Source organism: Rhodopseudomonas sp. B29 (assembly GCF_000333455.1).
In the GTDB taxonomy this organism is placed as follows: Bacteria; Pseudomonadota; Alphaproteobacteria; order Rhizobiales; family Xanthobacteraceae; genus Rhodopseudomonas.
Map to the genome: position 1 here is coordinate 1 of NZ_BADD01000495.1, position 21,693 is coordinate 21,693.

At 64.5% G+C, this 21,693-nt stretch carries 18 protein-coding genes and 1 pseudogene; 8 read left to right on the top strand and 11 right to left on the bottom strand.

Translation table 11 applies throughout. The features are described from left to right. Together I5M_RS32800 and I5M_RS17490 are read right to left on the bottom strand one after the other, a co-directional pair. A partial coding sequence (locus tag I5M_RS32800) for a DUF5413 family protein (protein ID WP_022722577.1) occupies positions 1–149 on the bottom strand: 149 nt, incomplete at its 3' end. An 87-nt stretch (positions 150–236) separates the two neighbouring features. Next, on the bottom strand, positions 237–1,781 hold the full coding sequence (locus tag I5M_RS17490; RefSeq protein WP_031336833.1) for an acetolactate synthase large subunit: 1,545 nt from the start codon (positions 1,779–1,781) through the stop codon (positions 237–239). Between the two features lie 185 nt (positions 1,782–1,966). On the opposite strand from I5M_RS17490, the gene I5M_RS17495 reads away from it, so the two are divergent. Both I5M_RS17495 and I5M_RS17500 read left to right on the top strand, forming a co-directional pair. Next, positions 1,967–2,530 (top strand): L,D-transpeptidase, encoded by a 564-nt coding sequence (locus I5M_RS17495; RefSeq protein WP_040771772.1) that lies wholly within the window; start codon positions 1,967–1,969, stop codon positions 2,528–2,530. A 135-nt stretch (positions 2,531–2,665) separates the two neighbouring features. Next, on the top strand, positions 2,666–3,433 hold the full coding sequence (locus I5M_RS17500; RefSeq protein WP_022722580.1) for a DUF2927 domain-containing protein: 768 nt from the start codon (positions 2,666–2,668) through the stop codon (positions 3,431–3,433). A 193-nt stretch (positions 3,434–3,626) separates the two neighbouring features. On the opposite strand, the pseudogene I5M_RS30040 reads toward I5M_RS17500, so the two are convergent. Beyond that, positions 3,627–4,800 (bottom strand): annotated as a pseudogene (locus I5M_RS30040) (isovaleryl-CoA dehydrogenase). Positions 4,801–5,140: 340 nt separating this feature from the next. Between I5M_RS30040 and I5M_RS17510 the strand changes: the two are divergent. The 5 genes from I5M_RS17510 (at position 5,141) to mdlC (ending at position 11,688) form a co-directional block, all read left to right on the top strand. Further along, complete coding sequence (locus I5M_RS17510) at positions 5,141–6,406, top strand: cytochrome P450 (protein WP_022722581.1); 1,266 nt, start codon at positions 5,141–5,143, stop codon at positions 6,404–6,406. Between the two features lie 45 nt (positions 6,407–6,451). Beyond that, complete coding sequence (locus tag I5M_RS17515; RefSeq protein ID WP_022722582.1) at positions 6,452–7,627, top strand: acyl-CoA dehydrogenase family protein; 1,176 nt, start codon at positions 6,452–6,454, stop codon at positions 7,625–7,627. A gap of 202 nt (positions 7,628–7,829) precedes the next feature. Further along, positions 7,830–8,930: a CaiB/BaiF CoA-transferase family protein gene (locus I5M_RS17520; protein ID WP_022722583.1), complete on the top strand. Its 1,101-nt coding sequence runs from the start codon at positions 7,830–7,832 to the stop codon at positions 8,928–8,930. Positions 8,931–8,942: 12 nt separating this feature from the next. Next, on the top strand, positions 8,943–9,800 hold the full coding sequence (locus I5M_RS17525) for a MaoC family dehydratase N-terminal domain-containing protein (protein WP_085981031.1): 858 nt from the start codon (positions 8,943–8,945) through the stop codon (positions 9,798–9,800). Between the two features lie 268 nt (positions 9,801–10,068). Continuing rightward, positions 10,069–11,688, top strand: coding sequence for a benzoylformate decarboxylase (gene mdlC / locus I5M_RS17530; protein ID WP_022722585.1), 1,620 nt, complete (start codon positions 10,069–10,071; stop codon positions 11,686–11,688). Between the two features lie 27 nt (positions 11,689–11,715). Here the strand turns inward: mdlC and I5M_RS17535 are convergent, their stop codons facing one another. The 5 genes from I5M_RS17535 to I5M_RS17555 form a co-directional block, all read right to left on the bottom strand. Continuing rightward, positions 11,716–12,420 carry an ABC transporter ATP-binding protein gene (locus I5M_RS17535; RefSeq protein WP_022722586.1) on the bottom strand — a complete coding sequence of 235 codons (705 nt, stop codon included), beginning with the start codon at positions 12,418–12,420 and terminating at the stop codon, positions 11,716–11,718. Continuing rightward, complete coding sequence (locus I5M_RS17540) at positions 12,407–14,272, bottom strand: ATP-binding cassette domain-containing protein (protein ID WP_022722587.1); 1,866 nt, start codon at positions 14,270–14,272, stop codon at positions 12,407–12,409. Before I5M_RS17540 ends, I5M_RS17535 begins: the two co-directional genes overlap by 14 nt. Further along, complete coding sequence (locus I5M_RS17545; protein ID WP_022722588.1) at positions 14,269–15,144, bottom strand: branched-chain amino acid ABC transporter permease; 876 nt, start codon at positions 15,142–15,144, stop codon at positions 14,269–14,271. Before I5M_RS17545 ends, I5M_RS17540 begins: the two co-directional genes overlap by 4 nt. Positions 15,145–15,162: 18 nt before the next feature. Further along, positions 15,163–16,479: an ABC transporter substrate-binding protein gene (locus I5M_RS17550; protein ID WP_022722589.1), complete on the bottom strand. Its 1,317-nt coding sequence runs from the start codon at positions 16,477–16,479 to the stop codon at positions 15,163–15,165. Positions 16,480–16,553: 74 nt separating this feature from the next. Further along, positions 16,554–17,600 (bottom strand): carbon-nitrogen hydrolase family protein, encoded by a 1,047-nt coding sequence (locus I5M_RS17555; protein WP_022722590.1) that lies wholly within the window; start codon positions 17,598–17,600, stop codon positions 16,554–16,556. Between the two features lie 116 nt (positions 17,601–17,716). On the opposite strand from I5M_RS17555, the gene I5M_RS17560 reads away from it, so the two are divergent. Then, positions 17,717–18,703, top strand: a complete 987-nt coding sequence (locus I5M_RS17560) for a LysR family transcriptional regulator (protein WP_022722591.1) — start codon at positions 17,717–17,719, stop codon at positions 18,701–18,703. Between the two features lie 30 nt (positions 18,704–18,733). Here I5M_RS17560 and cbbX read toward each other — a convergent pair whose 3' ends face one another. From cbbX to I5M_RS17575, 3 genes are all read right to left on the bottom strand, one after another. Further along, on the bottom strand, positions 18,734–19,663 hold the full coding sequence (gene cbbX, locus I5M_RS17565) for a CbbX protein (protein WP_022722592.1): 930 nt from the start codon (positions 19,661–19,663) through the stop codon (positions 18,734–18,736). Positions 19,664–19,665: 2 nt separating this feature from the next. Further along, entirely contained in the window at positions 19,666–20,088 is a 423-nt protein-coding gene (locus I5M_RS17570) for a ribulose bisphosphate carboxylase small subunit (protein WP_022722593.1), read from the bottom strand. A gap of 121 nt (positions 20,089–20,209) precedes the next feature. Further along, positions 20,210–21,667, bottom strand: coding sequence for a form I ribulose bisphosphate carboxylase large subunit (locus tag I5M_RS17575; protein WP_022722594.1), 1,458 nt, complete (start codon positions 21,665–21,667; stop codon positions 20,210–20,212). Positions 21,668–21,693: the final 26 nt, after the last annotated feature.

Below are 21,693 nucleotides of genomic sequence, written 5' to 3' on the forward strand. Positions count from 1 at the left end.
TGCAGCGACTTGATCATCACGACGAAGAACTTCTTCACCTCCATCAGATTGGTCTCGCTCCAGTAGCCTGCGAGGTAGCTGGTGGCGAACAGCAGCATCAGGCCGCCGACCAGGGGGCCGATCGCCGCAAAGATCAGATATCGCTTCATGCCTTGTCCCACTCGCGGGCGGATGCTGCCCGCTACGGCGACAAGGTTACGCCGCCTGCGGGCGTATCTTCAACCGGCGACGAGCCCTCACATCCGCACTTCGATCAGGTTCGGGCCGCCGCTGGCGAGGCCGGCCGCCAGCGCGGCGTTGAACTCCTCGGCGGTTGCAACCGCCCTGCCCGGCACGCCCATGCCTTTAGCAAGCGACACCCAATCGAGCGCCGGCCGATCGATGTCGAGCATGTCGGAGGCGCGATGTCCCGGCTTGCCGGCGCCGACGCCGTCGAACTCGCCGCGCAGGATCTGGTACTTGCGGTTGGCGAACACCACGGTGGTGACGTCGAGATTTTCCCGTGCCTGGGTCCAAAGCGATTGCAGCGTGTACATTGCGCTGCCGTCGCCGACCATGCAGATCACCTTGCGGTCCGGGCACGCCACCGCGGCGCCGGTTGCGACCGGCGGCGAGAAGCCGATCGAGCCGCCCATGTTCTGCAGCCAATCATGCGGCGCCGCCGCGGCGGTCGGCGGGAAGAAGCCGCGGCCGGTGGTGATGGATTCATCGATGACGATGGCGTTCTCCGGGATCGCGCAGGCGATCGCCATCGCGATAGCGTCGAGCGATAGCGCGCCGCTCGGCTTACCGATCTCGACGAGCTTCTGCGGCTGCGCATCCTGCGGCTTGGCACCAAGCGCGCCGGCCAGAGCCTCGAGCGCCGCGACCGAATTGTCGCCCGCGTCGGTCATGCGATGCACTTCGCACCCTTCCGGCTTGAGCAAGCTCGGCTTGTCCGGATAGGCGAAGAACGCCACCGGATCGTTGGCCTCGACCAGCACGATGTGGCGGAAGTTCTTCAGGATCGGCAGCGCAGCTTCCACCACATAGGGGACACGCTCGATCCAGAAGCGTCCGCGGCCGCGCGACATTTTCGGATTGTAGGTCTGGCCCATCACCTTAGCGCCGGTCTTGCCGGCGATACGGGCGGCGAGTTCGAGCGCCTGCTCGGTCAGCGCCTCGCCGGACATCAGCAGCAGCGTCGGCTCGCCGCTGCGCAACACCTTGGCGGCCGCCTCGACGGCCTGGGGCGAGTAGCTGGACCGCTGGCTGCTCTCCGGCACCGCCGCGATGCCGTCGGCCTCGTTCCAGGCGGTGTCGGCGGGGAGGATCAGCGTGGCGATCTGCGGCGGGTGGCTCTTGGCTGCGGCAATCGCGGCGGCGCCGTCGGCTGCGACTGACTTGGCATCCGGCGAAGTGCGGACCCAGGCCGACATCGGCCGCGCCAGGCCTTCGATGTCCGACGTCAACGGCGCGTTGTATTCGATGTGATAGATCGCGTGCTGGCCGACGATGTTCACGATGCCGGAGTTCGCCTTCTTGGCATTGTGCAGATTGGCCAACCCGTTGGCGAGGCCGGGGCCGAGATGCAGCAGGGTCGATGCCGGCGTGCGCTTCATGCGGAAGTAGCCGTCGGCTGCACCCGTGACCACGCCCTCGAAAAGACCGAGCACGCAGCGCATGCCTTCGACACGGTCGAGCGCGGCGACGAAGTGCATCTCCGAGGTGCCGGGATTGGTGAAGCAGACATCGACGCCGCCAGCCACCAAGGTCCGCACCAGGCTTTCCGCCCCATTCATCGTTTCGCTCCCGTGGTTCCGTTTCGCTTCGCCGATCAATCATTGTTTGATCGGCTTCGTCAAAGGTCGCCGGCGCACAGCAGATGTGCGCCGCGCGGCGACAATGCGTCCACCCTGGCCGGCTTGCGCAACCGGACGGATTATGGCCAGTCTCGGGCTCGAATGTTGCAATTGCGAGGATGCCGATGTTTCGATCTGTTGCCCTGTTCGCGCTCGCGCTGGCCGTGACGCCCGCCGCTGCGCAGGAATTCGATTCCCGCGAAATCATGGGCTTCGGACCGTTCTTCCGCAGCGGGCCGTCCGCCAATCCGGTGCCGCGCGAGACTGTGATGTACACCGGCAATTATGCTCCCGGCACCATCGTGGTGAACACCGCCGAACGACGCCTCTATCTGGTGCAGGCGAACGGCACCGCGCTGCGCTACGGCATCGGCGTGGGCCGTGATGGCTTCCGCTGGAGCGGAACTCACCGCATCACCGCCAAGAAGGAATGGCCGAGCTGGACGCCGCCCGCACAGATGCTGCGGCGTCGCCCAGATCTGCCGCGCCACATGGCCGGCGGCGAGGACAATCCGCTAGGCGCCCGGGCGATGTATCTCGGCTCGACGCTGTACCGCATCCACGGCTCCAACGAGCCGGAGACGATCGGCCAGGCGGTCTCCTCCGGCTGCTTCCGGATGACCAACGACGACGTCAAGGACCTGTACGACCGCGTCGGCGTCGGCACCGTGGTCGTGGTGAAGAACTAGCAACCGTCACGGGCACGGCCGCCGTTTCGCCGGTCGGGCCTGCAATTGAAGGTTGTCTCCGCGCCGGCTTTGCGGCAGCGTATTGCGATGCGAAACCGTTCACCGCAACGTCGCGTGCTTGGAGCGACGTTGGCGATGCTGGCATTGGCGGCCGTAGCCCCTGCGAGCGGCACGCCTGCCGGCAAAGACAAACCACCGGCAGCCGTGCAGCAGCACGCCGACAGGCGTGATTTCACCGACGCGGAGATCCTCGAAGGCTTCTTCAAGACCGCGTTCGGCGCCGAATATCATCTTTCGGGTCAGGTCGACCGCATCCGCAAATTCGACGGTCCGGTGCGCGTCTATGCCGAGGGCGAAGCCAGCCCGGCGCGCCGCGCCGAACTCGCTCGCGTGGTCGAGGACATCGCCGCGCGCGTGAACCACCTCGACATCGCTATGACGGAGGACAGCGACGAAGCCACCGTGACTGTCCATCTCGTCCTCGACCGCAATCTCAACAAGACAATCGCCTCGTTCTTCGGCCGCGCCCAGGCACGCGACATTCACAAGACGCTCGATCCGCAGTGTCTATCCGGCTTTCGCAAGAACGACAGGTTCGAGATCATCCAATCCGACGTGTTGCTCACAATCGACAACGGCGACTTCGTCTTCCTCGATTGCGCCTACGAAGAGTTGCTGCAGTCGCTGGGCCCGATCAACGACACCGACTCGGTGCCGTGGACGATGTTCAACGACAAGATCCAGAAGGGTTATTTCGACGTCTACGATCAGTATCTGCTGAACATCCTGTATCACCCCGAGATCAAGCCGGGCATGACCGTGCAGGAAGTCAAGGCGGTGCTGCCGCAGGTGCTGCAGGACGTGCGTGCGTTCGTGGGGCGTAGTAACGGGACGGGACAGTAGCTCAGCGCGCAGCTCCACCTCAGTCTCCCGTCATTCCGGGGCGCGAGCGCAGCTCGCGAACCCGGAATCCATAACCACTTGCCTGTCGGCTCACGATCATCGCCAGCCATCCATCACCACAGCCGCTGCGGCGTATGGATTCCGGGCTCGCGCTACGCGCGCCCCGGAATGACGAGTAGAGAGACGATCGACACTACGCCGTCTTGGCGAACAGCTCGCGCCCGATCAGCATTCGGCGGATCTCGCTGGTGCCGGCGCCGATCTCGTAGAGCTTGGCGTCGCGCAGCAGGCGGCCCGTCGGGTAGTCGTTGATGTAGCCGTTGCCGCCAAGCAGCTGGATAGCGTCGAGCGCGCATTGCGTCGCCTTCTCGGCGGCGTAGAGAATAGCGCCGGCCGCATCCTCGCGCGTCGTCTCGCCACGATCGCAGGCCTTCGCGACCGCGTACACATAGGCCCGCGACGAATTCATTGTCACATACATGTCGGCGATCTTGCCCTGCACCAGCTGGAAGTTGCCGATCGGCTCACCGAACTGCTTGCGCTCGTGCACATAGGGCAGCACCACGTCGAGGCAGGCCTGCATGATGCCGAGCGGCCCGGCGGCGAGCACCGCGCGCTCGTAATCGAGCCCGCTCATCAGCACGTTGACGCCCCGGCCGACTTCGCCAAGCACGTTCTCTTCCGGGAACTTCGCAATCCTCGAACACCAGTTCGCCGGTGTCGGAGCCCCGCATACCGAGCTTGTCGAGCTTCTGCGCGGTCGAGAAACCCTTCATGCCCTTTTCGATCAGGAACGCCGTGATGCCACGCGGACCGGCGTTCGGATCGGTCTTGGCATAGACCACCAGCGTCTCGGCGATCGGACCGTTGGTGATCCACATCTTGTTGCCGTTGAGCACGAAGCGGTCGCCCTTCTTGTCGGCGCGCGTCTTCATCGACACGACGTCGGACCCGGCACCCGGTTCGCTCATCGCCAGCGCGCCGACGTGCTCGCCGCTGATCAGCTTCGGCAGATATTTGCGCTTCTGGGCCTCGCTGCCGTTGCGGCGCAGCTGGTTCACGCAGAGGTTGGAGTGCGCGCCATAGGACAGCCCGACCGATGCCGAGGCGCGGGAGATTTCTTCCAGCGCGATGCAATGCTCGAGATAACCGAGACCCGAGCCGCCGTACTCTTCCTCGACCGTGATACCGTGCAGCCCAAGTGCGCCGAGCTTCGGCCACAGGTCGCGCGGGAAAGTGTTGGTCTTGTCGATCGCATCGGCGCGCGGCGCGATCTCGTTCGCGGCAAAACCCCGCACCGTCTCGCGGATCGCATCGGCAGTTTCGCCGAGATCGAAGTTGAACATGCGCTGGGCATTCGGAATCATCTGGGTTTCGCTCCGCTGAACGAGGGCGCGCAAACATGCGGCGCCGCGTGTTGGTGATTGGCCGGCACAATGTCACGGCCGCGGGGGGCTTGAGAAGCCCACATTGGTCTGGCTGGGTGCTCCTGGCTGCCAGCCGGTCGACGCAAGTCGTCGCCCAGGCGACACTTTTATGGTCAAATCCTTTTGCGCGAGCCCTCCCAGGCCCCCGACAGCGGCGCTTGCCGAAACGGCGCAGAGCGGATGTAATCGCCGCTCAGATCATAGACCCGCGACCACAAGCGGGCGCCGGGAAACGCCGCCGCGGCCCCTAGCAGGGCACGGCTCATCATCGAGGCCACCCATGCTTGCCACCATCCAATCCGACAAGGCCGCCCGGCTACGCGCCGCGCGCGAAGAAGCCTATGCGACCCCGCTGAAGGACTTCCATCCTGGCGCGCCGCGGCACTTTCGCGACGATACGCTGTGGCCATGGTTCGAGCGGCTTCGCGCCGAGGAGCCGGTGCATTATTGCACCAACGCGCCGATCGAGCCGTATTGGAGCGTGACCAAGTATCACGACATCATGCATGTCGACACCAACCATCAAATCTTCTCGTCCGACCAGCGGTTCGGCGGCATCTCGATCCGCGACGCACCACAGGGTTACGATTGGCCCAGCTTCATCGCGATGGACGAGCCGCGGCATTCGGCACAGCGCAAGACGGTGTCGCCGATGTTCACCCCGGACCATCTCGACGAACTCGCTGTGCTGATCCGCGGCCGCACCCAAAAGGTGCTGGATGCGCTGCCGCGCGGCGAGACCTTCAACTTCGTCGAGAAGGTATCGATCGAACTGACGACGCAGATGCTGGCGACGCTGTTCGACTTTCCGTTCGAAGAACGGCGCAAGCTGACGCGCTGGTCGGACGTCGCCACCGCTCTGCCCAAGAGCGGCGTCGTCGAATCCGAGGAGCAGCGCCGCACCGAGCTCAACGAATGCGCGGCGACATTCGCGCGGCTGTGGAACGAGCGGGTGAATTCCGAGCCGCGGAACGACCTGTTGTCGATGATGGCGCATCATGACGCGACGCGCACGATGGACCGAGACAATCTACTCGGCAACATCATCCTGTTGATCGTCGGCGGCAACGACACCACCCGTAACTCGATGACCGGCTCGGTGCTAGCGCTGAACGAGAACCCGGAGGAGAACGCCAAGCTGCGCGCCAATCCGGCACTGATCGAGACGCTGGTGCCCGAGGTGATCCGCTGGCAGACCCCGCTGGCCCATATGCGCCGCACCGCCCTGCAGGACACCGAGCTCGGCGGCAAGACCATCAAGAAGGGCGACCGCGTGGTGATGTGGTACGTCTCCGGCAACCGCGACGACGAGGTGATCGAGCGGCCCAACGAATTCATCATCGACCGCAAGCGGCCCAAGATTCACCTGTCGTTCGGCTTCGGCATCCACCGCTGCGTCGGCATGCGCCTGGCGGAATTACAGCTCCGGATCGTCTGGGAGGAAATGCTGAAAAGGTTCGACCGTATCGAAGTTGTCGGGGAGCCGAAGCGGGTGTATTCGAGCTTCGTCAAGGGCTACGAGTCCTTGCCGGTCCGCCTCTCCTGATCCCTCTCCCGGGGTCGCCCCGCCAACAAAAAGAACGCTTCCCCGATGATCCAGCATGCCGCCGCGGAACAGGACGAATATCATGACATCCGCGACGCCGTCGCCAAGCTGTGCGCGCAGTTTCCCGGCGAATACTGGCGCAAGCTCGACCGCGAGATGGCCTATCCCAAGGCGTTCGTCGATGCACTGACCGAGGCCGGCTATCTGTCGGTGCTGATCCCCGAGGAATATGGCGGCGCGGGCCTGAAGCTGTCGGCTGCCGCAGCGATCCTGGAAGAGATCCAGCGCGCCGGCTGCAACGGCGGCGGCTGCCACGCCCAGATGTACACGATGGGCACCCTGCTGCGCCACGGCAGCGACGAGCAGAAAGCCAAGTGGCTGCCGAAGATCGCCAGCGGCGAATTGCGGCTGCAGGCCTTCGGCGTCACCGAGCCGACCTCGGGCACCGACACCACCTCGCTGAAGACCTTCGCCAAGAAGGATGCGAACGGCGACTACGTGGTCAACGGCCAGAAGATCTGGACCAGCCGCGCCGAATATTCCGACCTGATGATCCTGTTGGCGCGTACCACGCCCAAGGATCAGGTGACGAAGAAGACCGAAGGCCTTTCGGTGTTCCTCGTCGATATGCGAGAGGCGCGCGGACATGGGCTGGAGATCCGGCCGATCCGAACCATGATGAACCACGCCACCACCGAAGTGTTCTTCACCGACATGAAGGTGCCGAAGGCGAACCTGATCGGCGAGGAAGGCAAAGGCTTTCGCTACATCCTCTCCGGCATGAACGCCGAGCGCATCCTGATCGCGGCCGAATGCGTCGGCGACGCCAAATGGTTCATCGCCAAGGCCACCGCCTACGCCAAGGACCGCGTCGTGTTCGGCCGGCCGATCGGCCAGAACCAGGGCATCCAGTTTCCGATCGCCAAGGCCTACGCATCGATGCGCGCGGCCGAACTGATGGTGAAGGAAGCGACCCGCAAGTACGAAGCCGGCATGGACTGCGGCGCCGAAGCCAACATGGCCAAGATGCTGGCGGCCGACGCCTCGTTCGAAGCCGCCAATGCCTGCATCCAGACGCACGGCGGCTTCGGCTTCGCCGAGGAATACGACGTCGAACGCAAATTCCGCGAAACCCGGCTGTATCAGGTGGCGCCGATCTCCACCAACCTGATCCTGTCGCACCTCGCCGAGCACGTGCTCGGCATGCCGCGGTCGTATTAGGAGCGACCGCATGTTGATCGGTGACGAGACGATGAGCGCGCCCCGAGTCGAAGAGAGCTCCCTCGCCCCGCTCTTGCGTGGAGAGGGTTGGGGTGAGGGGCGACGCGAGTCGTTGACTCTCGGCTTCGCAGAGGCGCCCCCTCACCCGGACCGTCGCTACGCGACGATCCGACCTCTCCCCGCGCGCGGGGAGAGGTGAGCGATGGCAACGCTTCCGCTCGAAGGACTAACCGTACTCGCCGTCGAACAGGCCGTCGCCGCGCCGTATTGCAGTTCGCGGCTGGCCGATGCCGGTGCGCATGTCATCAAGATCGAACGCCCCGAGGGCGACTTTGCCCGCGGCTATGATGCTGCGGCGAAAGGTCAGAGCAGTTACTTCGTCTGGCTCAACCGCGGCAAGGAATCCGCCGTTGTCGATCTCTCGACCAAGGAAGGCCGCGCCGAACTGGAGAAGCTGATCGCCTCGGCCGACGTGCTATTGCAAAATCTCAAGCCCGGCTCGATGGACAAGCTCGGCTTCGCCCGCGAGCGGCTGCGCAAGGACTATCCGAAACTGATCATCTGCACGATCTCGGGCTATGGCGACGAGGGCCCTTACGCGCATCGCAAGGCCTACGACCTGCTGATCCAGGCCGAAAGCGGACTCGCCTCGATCACCGGAGGCCCGGAAAGCGCGTCGCGCGTCGGCATGTCGATCGTCGACGTCGCCACCGGCGCCACGGCGCACGCCGCGATCCTCGAAGCGCTGATCGGCCGCGGCCGCACCGGGCAAGGCGCCGACATCCGCATCTCGATGTTCGACGTGATGGCCGATTGGCTGACGGTGCCGCTACTTAACGCCGAGGCCGGCAATCCGCCGAAGCGGCTCGGCCTGGCGCATCCCTCGATCGCGCCCTACGGCGTGTTCCGTTCGAAGGACGGCAAGGACATCCTGATCTCGATCCAGAGCGAGCGAGAGTGGAAGAAGCTGTGCTCGGACGTGCTACGCCAGCCGGAGCTTCCCAACGATCCCCGCCTGTGCAACGGCGTCGAACGCGTGCGTAATCGCGCCTATACCGACAAGATCGTCGCCGACATTTTCGGCTCGCTGACTCGCGATGACCTGCTCGAACATCTCGCGGCCGCCGACATCGCCTTCGCCGAAGTCAACGCGATGGAAGACCTGTCGCATCATCCGCATCTGCGCCGCATCGAAGTCGACACCCCGAACGGCAAGGTCAGCTATCCGGCGCCGGCCGCGATCGTGGTCGGCGAGGACCGGCACTACGGCGCCGTGCCGGGCATCGGCGACAAGCGCAAGTAAGCGAGGGTTCGCATCATGACCGCGCTCGATATCGATCACCTGAAGCAGTGGATCGGCCGCAGTGAAGCGGCGACCGACATCGTCACCGCGCAGCTCGTGCGCGGCCTGCGCGCAACGTTGTTCCTCGACATCGGCAAACCGCAGGCCGGCGACGCGGCACCTTTCACTGCGCATTGGTGCCTCGGCCAGCCGGTCTACCCGATGGATCAGCTCGGCCCAGATGGCCATCCGGCGCGCGGCGGTTTCCTGCCGCCGGTGCCGCTGCCGCGGCGGATGTGGGCCGGCGGCGAGCTGACATTCATCGACGCCCTGAAGGTCGGCGACGAGGTGACGCGCACCTCGACCATCGGCGATGTCCAGATCAAGCAGGGCTCGACCGGCACGCTGTGCTTCGTCACCGTCAACCACGAGATCACCACACCGCGCGGCGTCGCGATCCGCGACCGTCAGGACATCGTCTACCGCGACGTGCCACCGCCCTCCCCCGCGCCGGCGCCCGCAGCGAAGCCGGCTGCGCCGCCACCCGCCGCTCAGCATCGCGAGACTCACCTCGCCGATCCGGTGCTGCTGTTCCGCTACTCCGCCCTCACCTTCAACGGCCATCGCATCCATTACGACCGCGACTACGTCACCAAGGTCGAGGGCTATCCAGGCCTGATCGTCCACGGCCCGATGCAGGCGGCCCTGCTGGTCGAGTTCGCTGCGAAGCTGAAGGGCGCAGCGCCGAAGACGTTCGCCTACCGCGGTGTGCAACCGCTGTTCGACGGCGCAGAATTTTCAGTGAATGCCAATGCGGCCGGCGACAAGCTGGAGTTGTGGACGGCGAATGCCGATGGCGTGCCGACCATGAAGGCAACGGCGAGCTGGTAGCAGCGCAGCGGTCCCAAACCTCTCCCCGCGCGCGGGGAGAGGTCGACCGGCGCAGCCGGTCGGGTGAGGGAGCGCGTCCGCGCGGCCGAGAATCACTGCCCGTGTCGCCCCTCACCCCAACCCTCTCCCCGCAAGAGCGGGGCGAGGGAGCGCGTTGTGCTTTCGGCCACGCCTCGGCCTGCATGGGCCATATTGACTCCCCTCCCCTCCTCCTGATTGATCGGCACAAGAACCAATCACGGCGCGTCGCAGCCGGAGGAAATCGCCCTTGCCGAAGAAGCCGAAGCTCCCCGCCGCCGCCACCGTCAAATCCGCGACCTTCGATCTGCTGCGTGCGTTCGGCATCGATCGCGTGTTCGGCAATCCCGGCTCGACCGAGCTGCCGTTCCTCAGCGACTGGCCGAGCGACATCGACTACGTGCTGGCGCTGCAGGAGGCCTCCGCTGTGGCGATGGCGGACGGCTATGCGCAGGCGACGCGCAACGCCGGCTTCGTCAACCTGCATTCAGCCGCTGGCGTCGGCAACGCGCTCGGCAACATCTACACCGCCTACAAGAACCAGACGCCGCTTGTGATCACCGCGGGCCAGCAGGCGCGCAGCCTGCTGCCGCTGCAGGCGTTTCTCGGCGCCGAACGCGCGAGCGAATTTCCGCGGCCTTATGTCAAGTACAGCATCGAGCCGGCGCGGCCCGAGGATGTCCCGGCGGCGATCGCCCGCGCTTACTACGTGGCGATGCAGCCGCCGTGCGGGCCGACTTTCGTGTCGGTGCCGATCGACGACTGGGCGCGGCCGGCGGCGCCGGTGACGCCGCGTCGCATCACCCGCGAACTCGGCCCGGATCGCGCCGCCATGCAGGCGCTGGCCGAGGCGCTGGCGTCGGCCAAGAAGCCAGCGCTGGTGGTCGGCCCCGCGGTCGATCGCGCGGCCGCCGTCGAGCTGATGGTGCAAGTGGCCGAACGCGTACAGGCGCCAGTGTGGGTCTCGCCGTTTTCGGCACGCTGCAGCTTCCCGGAGCGGCATCCGCTATTCGCCGGTTTCCTGCATGCCTCGCCGGGGCAGCTCTCCGAGGCGCTGGCGCCCTATGACGTGGTGGTGGTGATCGGCGCACCCGTCTTCACCTTCCACGTCGAAGGCCATGCACCGATCTTCGATGGCGGTGCGGCGCTGTTCCAGATCACCGACGATGCCGATGCAGCATCGGTGTCGCCGCTCGGCACCAGCATTATCGGCACGATGAAGCCCGCGCTGACCGTGCTGCTGGAATTGCTGCCGCAGAGCGAGCGGGCCGCGCCGAACCCGCGCCCTCTTCCGCCGGCGCCGCAGGCCGCCGAGCCGATGCCGGTCGAGTATTTGCTCGGCACACTGAGCAAGGCGATGCCGGAGGGCGCGATCCTGGTCGAAGAAGCACCGTCACATCGCCCGGCGATGCAGAAGTACATGCCGATGCGTGGCCAGGACAGTTTCGCCACGATGGCGAGCGGCGGGCTTGGCTGGTCGCTACCCGCCTCGGTCGGTTTCGCGCTGGCGAACGACAAGCGCCGTACGGTCTGCCTGATCGGCGACGGCTCAGCGATGTATTCGATCCAGGCGCTGTGGACCGCAGCTCAGCGCAAGCTGCCGCTGACCATCGTTGTGCTGAACAATGGCGGCTACGGCGCGATGCGCTCGTTCAGCCAGGTGATGCAGGTTCGGAACGTACCGGGACTGGATCTGCCCAGCATCGATTTCGTCCAGCTCGCGCGATCGCTCGGCTGCGACGCCACCAAGGTGTCAAACTGCGAAGAGCTGAGCGTTGCGCTGGCGCGCGCGCTTTGTTTTGACGGCGTCAGCGTCGTCGAAGTGATGCTCGATAGTTCGGTGGCGATGCTGTACGCGAAGAACGGTTAGGCCGCGCTGGCAGCCTCTGCATTCCCGTCAGGACGCGACGCCGAGAAAATCGCGCGCGAGATCAGGATTGGCTTCCAGATCCGCCGGGGTGCCTTCGAAGACGACGTGGCCGTTGTTGAGGCCATAGACGCGGTTCGCGAAGCTGAGCGCAGCCGCCACGTTCTGCTCGACCACGATCATGGTGCGGCCTTCCGCGGCGAGATCGCGCGCGACCGTGACGAGGTCGCGCACGATCAGCGGCGCGAGTCCTTCGAACGGTTCGTCGAGCAGGATGATGCGGGCGTCGCGGATCAACGCACGGGCGATCGCCAGCATCTGCTGCTCGCCGCCCGAGAGCGACCGGCCCGCCGATTTGCGCCGCTCCTTCAGCCGCGGAAACACTTGATAGATTCGCTCGAGCGGCCACGCCTTGGGCGCCGTCAGCGCGGCGATACGCAGATTCTCTTCGACCGTGAGCGTCCCGAAGATGGCGCGCTCCTCCGGCACGAGTTGCACACCGAGGCCGGCAATGACGGACGGCGGTAGGCCGCCGATCGGCTTGCCATCGAGACGAATGGCGCCGCTCGCGGGCGCCAGCACGCCCATGATCGATCGCAGAGTCGTGGTCTTGCCGGCACCGTTGCGGCCTAGCAAAGCTACCACTTCGCCCTGCTCGACCCGGATCGACAGGTCGAACAGCACGTGAGAGTCGCCATACAGCGTGTTGATGCGATCGACCTCAAGCAGGCTCATGCGCGTGCAACCCTCCGAGATAGGCGTCCTGGACCGCCTGGTTGCGACGGACTTCATCGGCGCTGCCGTCTGCCAACAGCCGGCCTTCGTAAAGCACGGTGATCCGCTCGGCGAGACCGAAGATCGCGTCGAGATCGTGCTCGACGATCACCACCGTACAGACGCGCGCGATGTCGCGGATGAAAGCGCACGTCGCAGCGCGTTCGGCGGGGCTCATGCCGGCGAGCGGCTCGTCGAGGAGAAGAACGTTCGGGCTGGTCGCCAGCGCCATGCCGATCTCGAGCCGGCGCTTCTCGCCGTAGGCGAGCACATGCGCCGGCGTTTCCGCGCGCTCGACGAGGTCGAGAAGGCTAAGAATGGAGTCGATCTGCGCTTCCACATCCGGGATGCTGTCGGCAGGCCGCAGCAGATCCAGACGCAGCGGGCCACGGCTGCGCGCCAGCGCGGCGATGCGCAGATTTTTCCGGACCGACAGATCGAGAAACAGCTGATTGAGCTGATTACTCTTGGCGATGCCGAGCTGCGCGGCACGGCTGACGCCGGCACCAGAGATCCTCTCACCGAACAACAGCACCTCGCCGGACGTCGGGCGAACCTCGTCGAGCAGCATCTTGAACAGCGTCGACTTGCCGGCACCGTTCGGACCAATCACCGCATGGATCGATCCGCGGCGGACATTGAACGAGACGCCGTCGACCGCTTTCAGTCCGCCGTAGTAGCGCGCCAGCGACTGGGCCTCGAGCGCCACGTCGCCATCCGCCGTTGCAGGCTGGGCGAGCGGCAATCGGATGTCTCTGCGCCTGGCAGCGGCGGCGTCGGCCGCATCGATATTGTGAGCCTCAATCGCCTCCGTTCTCGCTTCGTCAGCACGGCGCTCGGCCTGATGGCGACGATCGCTCCACCAATGCGCGATCTCGCCGCAGATGCCGCGGCGCAGCCCGATCACCAGCACGATGAACGCGATGCCGAGCACGAGTTTCCACAGCACGGCGAAACCTGGGATGAGTTGCAGATTGTCGCGCAGCCACAGCCACACCGTGGCGCCGACCAGCGGACCGATCAGCGTGCCGGCGCCGCCGACGATGGTCTGCACCACGAGCTGCCCCGAGGTTTCGATCGAGAACGCGTCGGGCGGCATGTAGCTCTGGAACGATCCGAGCAATCCACCCGCAAGTCCCGCATAGACCGCGGCAACGACGAAGGCCGTCAGCTTGTAGGCTGGAACGTTGTGCCCCAGCATCGCAACGCGACCGGTGTTCTGCTTGATCGCGATCAGGATCGCGCCGACCGGCGAGCGCACGATGCGGCGTGCCAGCACGTAGCCGACGAAAAAGATCACCGCGAACAGCACGTACATCGGCAGTCCGGCAGTGACCCGGATGGCGTGGTCACCGAAGCCGAGCACCGGCACCGGCACGCCGGCAATGCCGTTTTCGCCGCCGGTGTAGGTCGTCAGCAGCGAATTCTCGATGAAGTACGCCATCTGACCGAAGGCCAGCGTGATCATCGTAAAGTAGATGCCGACCCGGCGAACGGCGAACCAGCCGACGACGAGGCCGAAAAGCCCGGCCGCCAAGGTACCGATCAGCAGCGCCAGCCAAACGCTGCCGATCGTGCCGGACACCAGCAGATACGCAGTGACGAAACCGCCGACGCCGTAAAACGCCGCCTGACCGAACGACAGCAGGCCGGACAGGCCGAACAGAATGTCGAAGCCGAGGCCAATCAGCCCCCAGTTCAGCACGCGCGTCAGCAGATCCGTGGAGAACCCAAGCGGGTTCAGAACCGTCGGGGCGATGATCAGCGTGAGGAGAACGGCAAATTCCGGCAGGAAAGTCCGCGCGCGCCTCATGCCCGGCCTTCCGTGCCGAATAGTCCCTGCGGACGCAACACCAGCAATAGCGCCATCAGCGCGTACAACATCACCTCCGAATAGGATGAATTGAATGCGCTGGTCAGGCTGATGATCTCGCCGGCGATGAGGCCGCCGACGATGGCGCCGGGAAACGAGCCGAGACCGCCGAGCACGATGACGACGAAAGATTGCGCCATGAAGTTCGCGCCCATGTCGGGCGACACCGCGATCACTGGCGCGTACAGCATGCCGGCCAATCCGACGGCGACGACGCCGATGGCGAATACCAGCAGAAAGGCGCGGCGGACGTTGATGCCAAGGATGCCGACCATGCCGGGATTCTCGATGCCGGCGCGGACGACGAGCCCCATCGAGGTGCGATACAGCACCAGATAGAGACCGATCAGCAGCCCGGCGACGATGGCGATCAGTTGCAATCGATAGGTCGGGTAGATCAGAAAGCCGAGCTTGGTCGCGCCCTGCCCCCACGACGGCACCGGGACGCGCTGCGCATTGCCGCCGAAGCTGGCTCGCAGGCACTCCACCAGCACGATGCCGATGCCGTAGGTGACGAGAATCTGATCTTCGTCCGGCCGATCGTAGAAGAATCTAATGATGATCCGCTCGAGCAGTACGCCGACTGCCAGCATGACGACGCAGCCAATCAGGATCGCCAGGACGAACGACGACGTGTAGTGCAGCGCGACGAAGATCGTGTAGGCGCCCACGGCGAACAAGGCGCCGTGGGCGAAATTGAGCACGCCGAGCGTGCCGAGGATAATCGTCAGGCCGCTGCTGACCAGAGCCAGCAACGTGCCGAGCGCCAGGCCATTGAAGGCCTGCGAAGCGAGAACGGGCCAGCTCGGCATGAGGATCCCTCTGGACTGTTAGATGTAAGGACCGAGCTTACAGCCGAAGAAGTCCGGCGGATTCATCACGCTCTCGCCATCGACAATCTCGACGATGTCGAAGAAGTCTTCCTTGTGCTTCATCTCCGCCGGCTTCTTGCCGCGCAGGATCGGGATCGGCCGCACCATCTGGTGATCTTCAGCGCGGAAGTAGACCTTGCCGATGGTCGTCTCGTAAGGCTGCGCCTTGGAGTTCTCCATCACCTTGATGACGTCGACCGGATTGAAGCTCCCGGCACGTTCGACCGAAAGCGCCCACAGGAATGTCTGCATGTAGCCGATGTGCGCGCCCCAGCGCGGATAGTACTTGTTTTCGGCAAGAAAGCTTTCGACGAAGGTCTTGGCGAGCGGGAACGTGTCCTGCAGACCGAACCAGAAATCGCAGCTGCCGTAGACGCCCTGCATCAACTCGGCGCCGAGCTCCTTATCCTGGAACGACGACAAGTTCGGCACCACGAGCTTCATGCGCTGGAGCACACCGAATTGTTCGGCCTGCTTGGTCGAAACCACCGAGTCCGCGCCGAACGCGATGTTGACGAAGACGTCGGCGCCGCTATTGGCGATGTTCAGGAGCGCTGATGAATAATCGGTGGTGCCGAGCGGCACGACTTCCTTGGCGACCTGCTTCCAGCCCTGCTCGACCGCAAACTTGTTGAAGCTTTCATAGACGCTGTGGCCGTAGGTGTAGTCCGGCACGAGGAACGCCATTTTGATGTTCTTGCCGAGCGCCTTGGCAACGACCGGCGCGAGGCCCTTGGCGGCCATATAGGCGTTCTGCTGCGAGCGGAAGCCATAACGCTGGCAGTTCTTGCCGGTGATGTCGTTGGAGCCGGCGATGCCGACCATGTACAGCACCTTCTCACGCGACCCGAGCTCTTCCAGCGCGATCGCACTGGCCGAAGACACCGAGCCCGACACCATGATGGCCTTGTCGCGCTGAATGAACTGAGTGGCGCTCTGCACGTCGAGGTTCGGCTTGCCCTCGGTGTCGGAGATCTTGTAGCGGATCTTGCGGCCGAGGACGCCCTTGCCCTTCAAGCCCCACTTCTGTGCGATGTCACTACCCGCATTGATCTGCGCGATGGCGAGCTCATAGCCCAGCTTGAGATCGCCGCCGTCTCCCGAAAACACGCCGGTGAGCGGGATCGTCAGACCGACGAATACCGAATCGTCGGAGACACCCGCCGGGAACGTCCCGATGGTCGCCGGCGACTGCGCGAAGGCGTGTCCCGGGAGCATCAGGCCGGCGGCGGCGCCGGCTCCTCCGAGCAAAAGCTGCCTGCGATCAAGCTGCATTTCACATCCTCTTTGGGTTCGATCACCATCCACCATCGGCGGTGAGCTGCGGTTGGGGAGAAGCCCCGGTGAAACTAGAAACCGATCCGCGCCATCTGCGGCGCAGAGCCGATGTCGTCCGCCGCGTTGTCCGGCGTCGTGACCGGCTGGTCATTACTGAACCGCGCCGGCGACAGACGGCGACGATTGATATCGACATCGAAGACATCGAAGCGATTGTAGTAACCGACGACGTCGTGAAATTGCTTCGGCTCGACACACTTGTTGAGGTCGATGTCGGCGTACAGAATGCCCTCGTCCTCGCAGAGCGCCTCACCGATCTGTTCACCGGTCGGGTCGAGAAAGAACGTCGTGGCGCGCGGTGTGCCGTCCAGCACCGCGGCGACGGAGGGATCGCGCGCCACCAGCGTGTCCCGCGCCGCCTTGTCGAGCACGCCTGCAGTAGCGAGACCAAACACTTTGGCCTCGAAGCAATGCGCGCTGACGCGAATCCGGGTCGCTGCCGCGATGTGATAGGTGGCGTTGTCGTCCGGACGCCGGGTCGGCCAAATCGGCGGCCAGCTCGAAATGTGAAACTGCTCACCCTGGGCCATCAGCGCATAGCGGGCCAGCGGATTAGTGTTCTCACCGCAGATCAGTTGTCCGACCCGACCGACCTGCGTATCGACCACGCGCAGCCCCGCGCCGTCGCCGCCACTCCAGATCAGTTTCTCGTAGAACGTCGGCACCAGCTTGCGGTGATGATTGAGGATCGATCCGTCTTCGCCGATCAACAGATTAGAATTCCAGATGCAGCCGACGCTGGCCGGCGACTTCTCGCTGATGCCGATCGATACGACGATGCCGAGTGCACGCGCCTCGTCGCGGATCGCTTTCACTTCGGGCCCATCGACCAGCACCGACTGGTCGGCCATCTGCACGAATAGATCGTGATTGTCGATCGGTGCCCACAGGGCGGCCCACATCGGAAAAGCCGGGATGTAGGTCTCCGGAAATGCAACCAGCGCGGCGCCCGCCGCTGCTGCCTCACGGATGAGCGAGATCGCCTTTTTCGTAGTCGCCGCGCGATCGAGGAACACCGGAGCAGCATGAACCGCTGCGGCCTTGAAACGGGGAAGCATGTCGTCGTCCTTTGTTTCAGGCAGGCTAGGTCGGTTCTGGCCGGCGCAGGTATAGGCAATCCTGCAAGCCGGCTTGCACGCCCTCCCGATGGCATGGCTCTTGCCAGTATCGAGACATGAAGGACTTCAATTCACTGGACTGGGACGATCTCAAAGTCTTCCTGCATGCCGCCCGCGGCGGCAGCCTCGGCAGCGCGGCGCGCCGGTTGAAGGTCGATCAGTCAACGATCAGCCGCAAGATCGCGCATCTCGAGAGCACGCTCGGGATTGCGCTGTTCGAACGACTTCCGTCTGGCCTGCGCGTCACTGAGATCGGCGATCGGTTGCTATGCCACACCGAGCGGATCGAGAGTGCGGTCATCGCTATGCGCGAAGACGTGCATTGCGGGGGCAGCCGCATGGCAGGCCGCGTGCGCCTGGCCACGATGGAAGGCATCGCGTCGTTGTATCTGGCGTCACGCTTCGCAAAGCTACACCGCCAGCATCCCAACCTGACGGTGGAGCTGCTGACGTCGTCGCAGACCGTCTCGGTCAATCGCCGCGAAGCCGATCTCTTCCTCAGTTTCTTCCAGCCCCGCGGCCAGGGCATGGTGTCGGAGCGACTCGGCTGCTTCAAGCTTTGCCTCTACGCCTCGCAGGACTACATCGACCAGAACGGCATGCCTAGCTCCGCGGCGGATCTGATGCGGCACCGCTTCGTCACCTATATCGACGACCTGATCCAACTCGACTCGGTGCGCTGGCTCGACGACATCATCACGACGCCGACCGTGAGCTTTCATTCCAACAGCATGATTGCGCAGATGAACGCCGCCGCCGGCGGTCTCGGCCTGACACTGCAGCCGAGCTTTGCGGTCGCCGGACGCACTGATCTGGTGCCGGTGCTGCACGACCGCGTTTCGACGTCGCGCGATGTCTGGATCAACGTACACACCGATCTGCAGTTCGTGCCGCGCATCCGCGCGGTGTGGAGCTTCCTGAAGGCGACTTTCAAAGCCGATGAGATGATGCAGGCCGATACATCGGGACAACGCATGCTGGACGCGCTGCTGGACTCGGACACGGCGATTGCGGCAAGCACACAGCCGCTGGCCGCGATGTGATGGGTTTGGCTGGAGCGAGCGAGGGCAGCGCTACTTCCCCCCGCCCTCTCCCGTCGCAAACACCCGGCTCGCCAGCACATCCCCCGCTTCGATCGTAATGATGTCCTCGGCGCTCAGCGAGCGGTCGAGGTCGGCGATCAGGCGGTTGGCCTGTCGCAGGCGGATGCGGTCGAGGGCGTTGCGGATCGAGCGGGCGTTGGCAAACAGCGGCTGTGTCTTGCGCGCCGCGATGTAGCGCTCGAACGCGGCCTTGGCTTCCGGGGTGAAGTTATAGTTCTGCTCGCGCAGCATACCCTCGGCGATCCCCAGCAGCTCACCATCGGTGTAGTCTGGAAAGTCGATGTGGTGGGCGATGCGGGAGCGGAATCCCGGATTACTTTGGAAAAATTTCTCCATCCGGTCGGCATAACCGGCCAGGATCACCACCAGATCGTCGCGTTGGTTCTCCATCACCTGGAGCAGTATCTCGATCGCTTCCTGGCCGTAGTCGCGCTCGTTCTCCGGGCGATACAGATAGTAGGCCTCGTCGATGAACAGCACGCCGCCCATCGCCTTTTTCAACACTTCCTTGGTCTTCGGCGCGGTGTGGCCGATATATTGACCGACCAATTCGTCGCGCGTCACCGAGACGACGTGGCCGCGACGCACGAAGCCGAGCTTGTGCAGGATCGAGGCGATGCGCAGCGCCACCGTGGTCTTGCCGGTGCCGGGATTGCCGGTGAACGACATGTGCAGTGTTGGATTGCCGGTGGCGAGACCCATGCGCTTGCGCAAGCGTTCGACCAGCAGCAACGCCGCGACTTCGCGGATGCGGGTCTTTACCGGCTTGAGCCCGATCAGTTCGCGGTCGAGCTGATCCAGCACCTCGCCGATGCCGACTTCGTTGAACTCGGCGCGGAGGTCGACGCGCTCGGGTGGCGCGTCGTTCCCATTCGTCGTCGTGGTCAGCGGCGCATCCACGATCAGCCTCCGTAGCGATGGCCTTCAGGCTTGTCGGCCGAGTACGCGCGCGTGGTGTAGCGCATGTTGCGGCTTTCCACTTCCTGGCGGCCGAGCCGGAAGCCCGGCTCTTCCTTCGGGCGATTGACGATGAACGACAGCCGCACCGATTCCCAGCCGTGCGACGAGTCGAACGCCGACAGCCGGATGTAACGATCGCCGTAAACCTTGCGGCATTCGGCGAGCTCCATCATCACGCCGGCGGCGTCCTGCAGATCGAACATCGGCAGGCCCCACATCTCCCAATAGGTGTTGCGGGGATGCGGGTCGTCGGTGAATTCGAGGTTCACCGCCCAGCCCTTGCCGAGCGCGTACTGGACCTGCGCGGAGATCTGCTCGTCGGTGAGATCGGGCAGGAACGAGAAACAGCCTTGGGTAATGCGCATGGTATTGCTCCTTGATGTTGGCAATCGCCCACCTGGTGCGTCATTGCGAACGAAGCGAAGCAATCCGGCTCAGTGTAACAGACTGGATTGCTTCGTCGGCTTCGCCTCCTCGCAATGACGGCTACACCGAGACCGACGGGGTCGGCGCGTAGTCGGGCGTGTCGGTGGATTCGTAATTGAAGGTCACGTTCTTCCAGGTATCGAGCGCGGCCTTCAGCGGCGTGCAGGTCTGCGCCGCCTTGGCGAGGATTTCGGGGCCTTCGTGCACGTAATCGCGACCTTCGTTGCGCGCCAGGATCATCGCCTCGAGTGCAACGCGATTGGCCGTGGCGCCGGCCGCGATGCCCATCGGGTGGCCGATGGTGCCGCCGCCGAACTGCAGCACGACGTCTTCGCCAAGCAGATCGAGCAACTGATGCATCTGGCCGGCATGGATGCCGCCCGACGCCACCGGCATCAGCTTGTTGAGGCTGGCCCAGTGCTGATCGAAGAACACGCCGTTCTCCAGCCGCATCGGATTGTAGTCTTCGCGGCAGATGTCGTAGTAACCCTTGGTGGTCGCCGGATCGCCCTCGAGCTTGCCGACCACTGTGCCGGCATGGATATGGTCGACGCCGGCGAGCCGCATCCACTTGGCAATGACGCGGAACGACACGCCGTGATTGCGCTGCCGCGTATAGGTCGAATGACCGGCGCGGTGCAGATGCAGGATCATGTCGTTCTTGCGCGCCCACTTCGCCATCGACTGGATCGCCGTATAGCCGATGACGAGATCGATCATCACGACGATCGAGCCGAGCTCCTTGGCGAATTCGGCACGCTCGTACATGTCTTCCATCGTGGCCGCGGTGACGTTGAGATAGGTGCCCTTGATCTCACCGCTGGCAGCCTGGGCCTTGTTGACCGCCTCCATGCAATACTGGAAACGCTCGCGCCAATGCATGAACGGCTGCGAGTTGATGTTCTCGTCGTCCTTGGTGAAGTCGAGCCCGCCCTTCAGCGCTTCGTAGACGACGCGGCCGTAGTTGCGCCCGGACAGACCGAGCTTCGGCTTGACGGTGGCACCGAGTAGCGGACGGCCGAACTTGTCCATCCGCTCGCGCTCGACGACGATTCCGGTCGCCGGCCCCTGGAAGGTCTTCACGTAAGCGATCGGCAGCCGCATGTCCTCGAGGCGCAGCGCCTTCAGCGGCTTGAAGCCGAACACGTTGCCGATGATGGATGCGGTGAGGTTGGCGATCGAGCCGGGCTCGAACAGATCGAGGTCGTAGGCGATGTAGGCGAAGTACTGACCGGGTGCGTTCGGCACCGGATCGACCCGGTAGCACTTGGCGCGATACTTCTCGGCCGCGGTCAGGCGGTCGGTCCACACCACCGTCCAGGTCGCGGTCGAGCTTTCGCCGGCGACCGCCGCGCAGGCTTCGATCGGATCGACGCCGTCCTGCGGCGTGACGCGGAACAGCGCGATGACGTCGGTGTCCTTCGGCTCGTAGTCGGGCTCCCAATAGCCCATCTTCTTGTATTCCATCACGCCGGAACGGTAGCGGTCCTTGCCGCGGATCGTCACCACCTCGTTCATGTCGTCCTCCTCAAAGAGCCTCGCGG

Bases quoted from the DNA above. Each gene is read 5' to 3' on its own strand.
- I5M_RS17540 (WP_022722587.1), bottom strand. From the start codon at position 14,272: ATGAGGCGCGCGCGGACTTTCCTGCCGGAATTTGCCGTTCTCCTCACG.
- I5M_RS17490 (WP_031336833.1), bottom strand. From the start codon at position 1,781: ATGAATGGGGCGGAAAGCCTGGTGCGGACCTTGGTGGCTGGCGGCGTC.
- I5M_RS17510 (WP_022722581.1), top strand. From the start codon at position 5,141: ATGCTTGCCACCATCCAATCCGACAAGGCCGCCCGGCTACGCGCCGCG.
- I5M_RS17535 (WP_022722586.1), bottom strand. From the start codon at position 12,420: ATGAGCCTGCTTGAGGTCGATCGCATCAACACGCTGTATGGCGACTCT.
- I5M_RS17550 (WP_022722589.1), bottom strand. From the start codon at position 16,479: ATGCAGCTTGATCGCAGGCAGCTTTTGCTCGGAGGAGCCGGCGCCGCC.
- I5M_RS17545 (WP_022722588.1), bottom strand. From the start codon at position 15,144: ATGCCGAGCTGGCCCGTTCTCGCTTCGCAGGCCTTCAATGGCCTGGCG.
- I5M_RS17570 (WP_022722593.1), bottom strand. From the start codon at position 20,088: ATGCGCATTACCCAAGGCTGTTTCTCGTTCCTGCCCGATCTCACCGAC.
- I5M_RS17515 (WP_022722582.1), top strand. From the start codon at position 6,452: ATGATCCAGCATGCCGCCGCGGAACAGGACGAATATCATGACATCCGC.
- I5M_RS17575 (WP_022722594.1), bottom strand. From the start codon at position 21,667: ATGAACGAGGTGGTGACGATCCGCGGCAAGGACCGCTACCGTTCCGGC.
- I5M_RS17560 (WP_022722591.1), top strand. From the start codon at position 17,717: ATGAAGGACTTCAATTCACTGGACTGGGACGATCTCAAAGTCTTCCTG.
- I5M_RS17555 (WP_022722590.1), bottom strand. From the start codon at position 17,600: ATGCTTCCCCGTTTCAAGGCCGCAGCGGTTCATGCTGCTCCGGTGTTC.
- I5M_RS17495 (WP_040771772.1), top strand. From the start codon at position 1,967: ATGTTTCGATCTGTTGCCCTGTTCGCGCTCGCGCTGGCCGTGACGCCC.
- I5M_RS17500 (WP_022722580.1), top strand. From the start codon at position 2,666: ATGCTGGCATTGGCGGCCGTAGCCCCTGCGAGCGGCACGCCTGCCGGC.
- I5M_RS17520 (WP_022722583.1), top strand. From the start codon at position 7,830: ATGGCAACGCTTCCGCTCGAAGGACTAACCGTACTCGCCGTCGAACAG.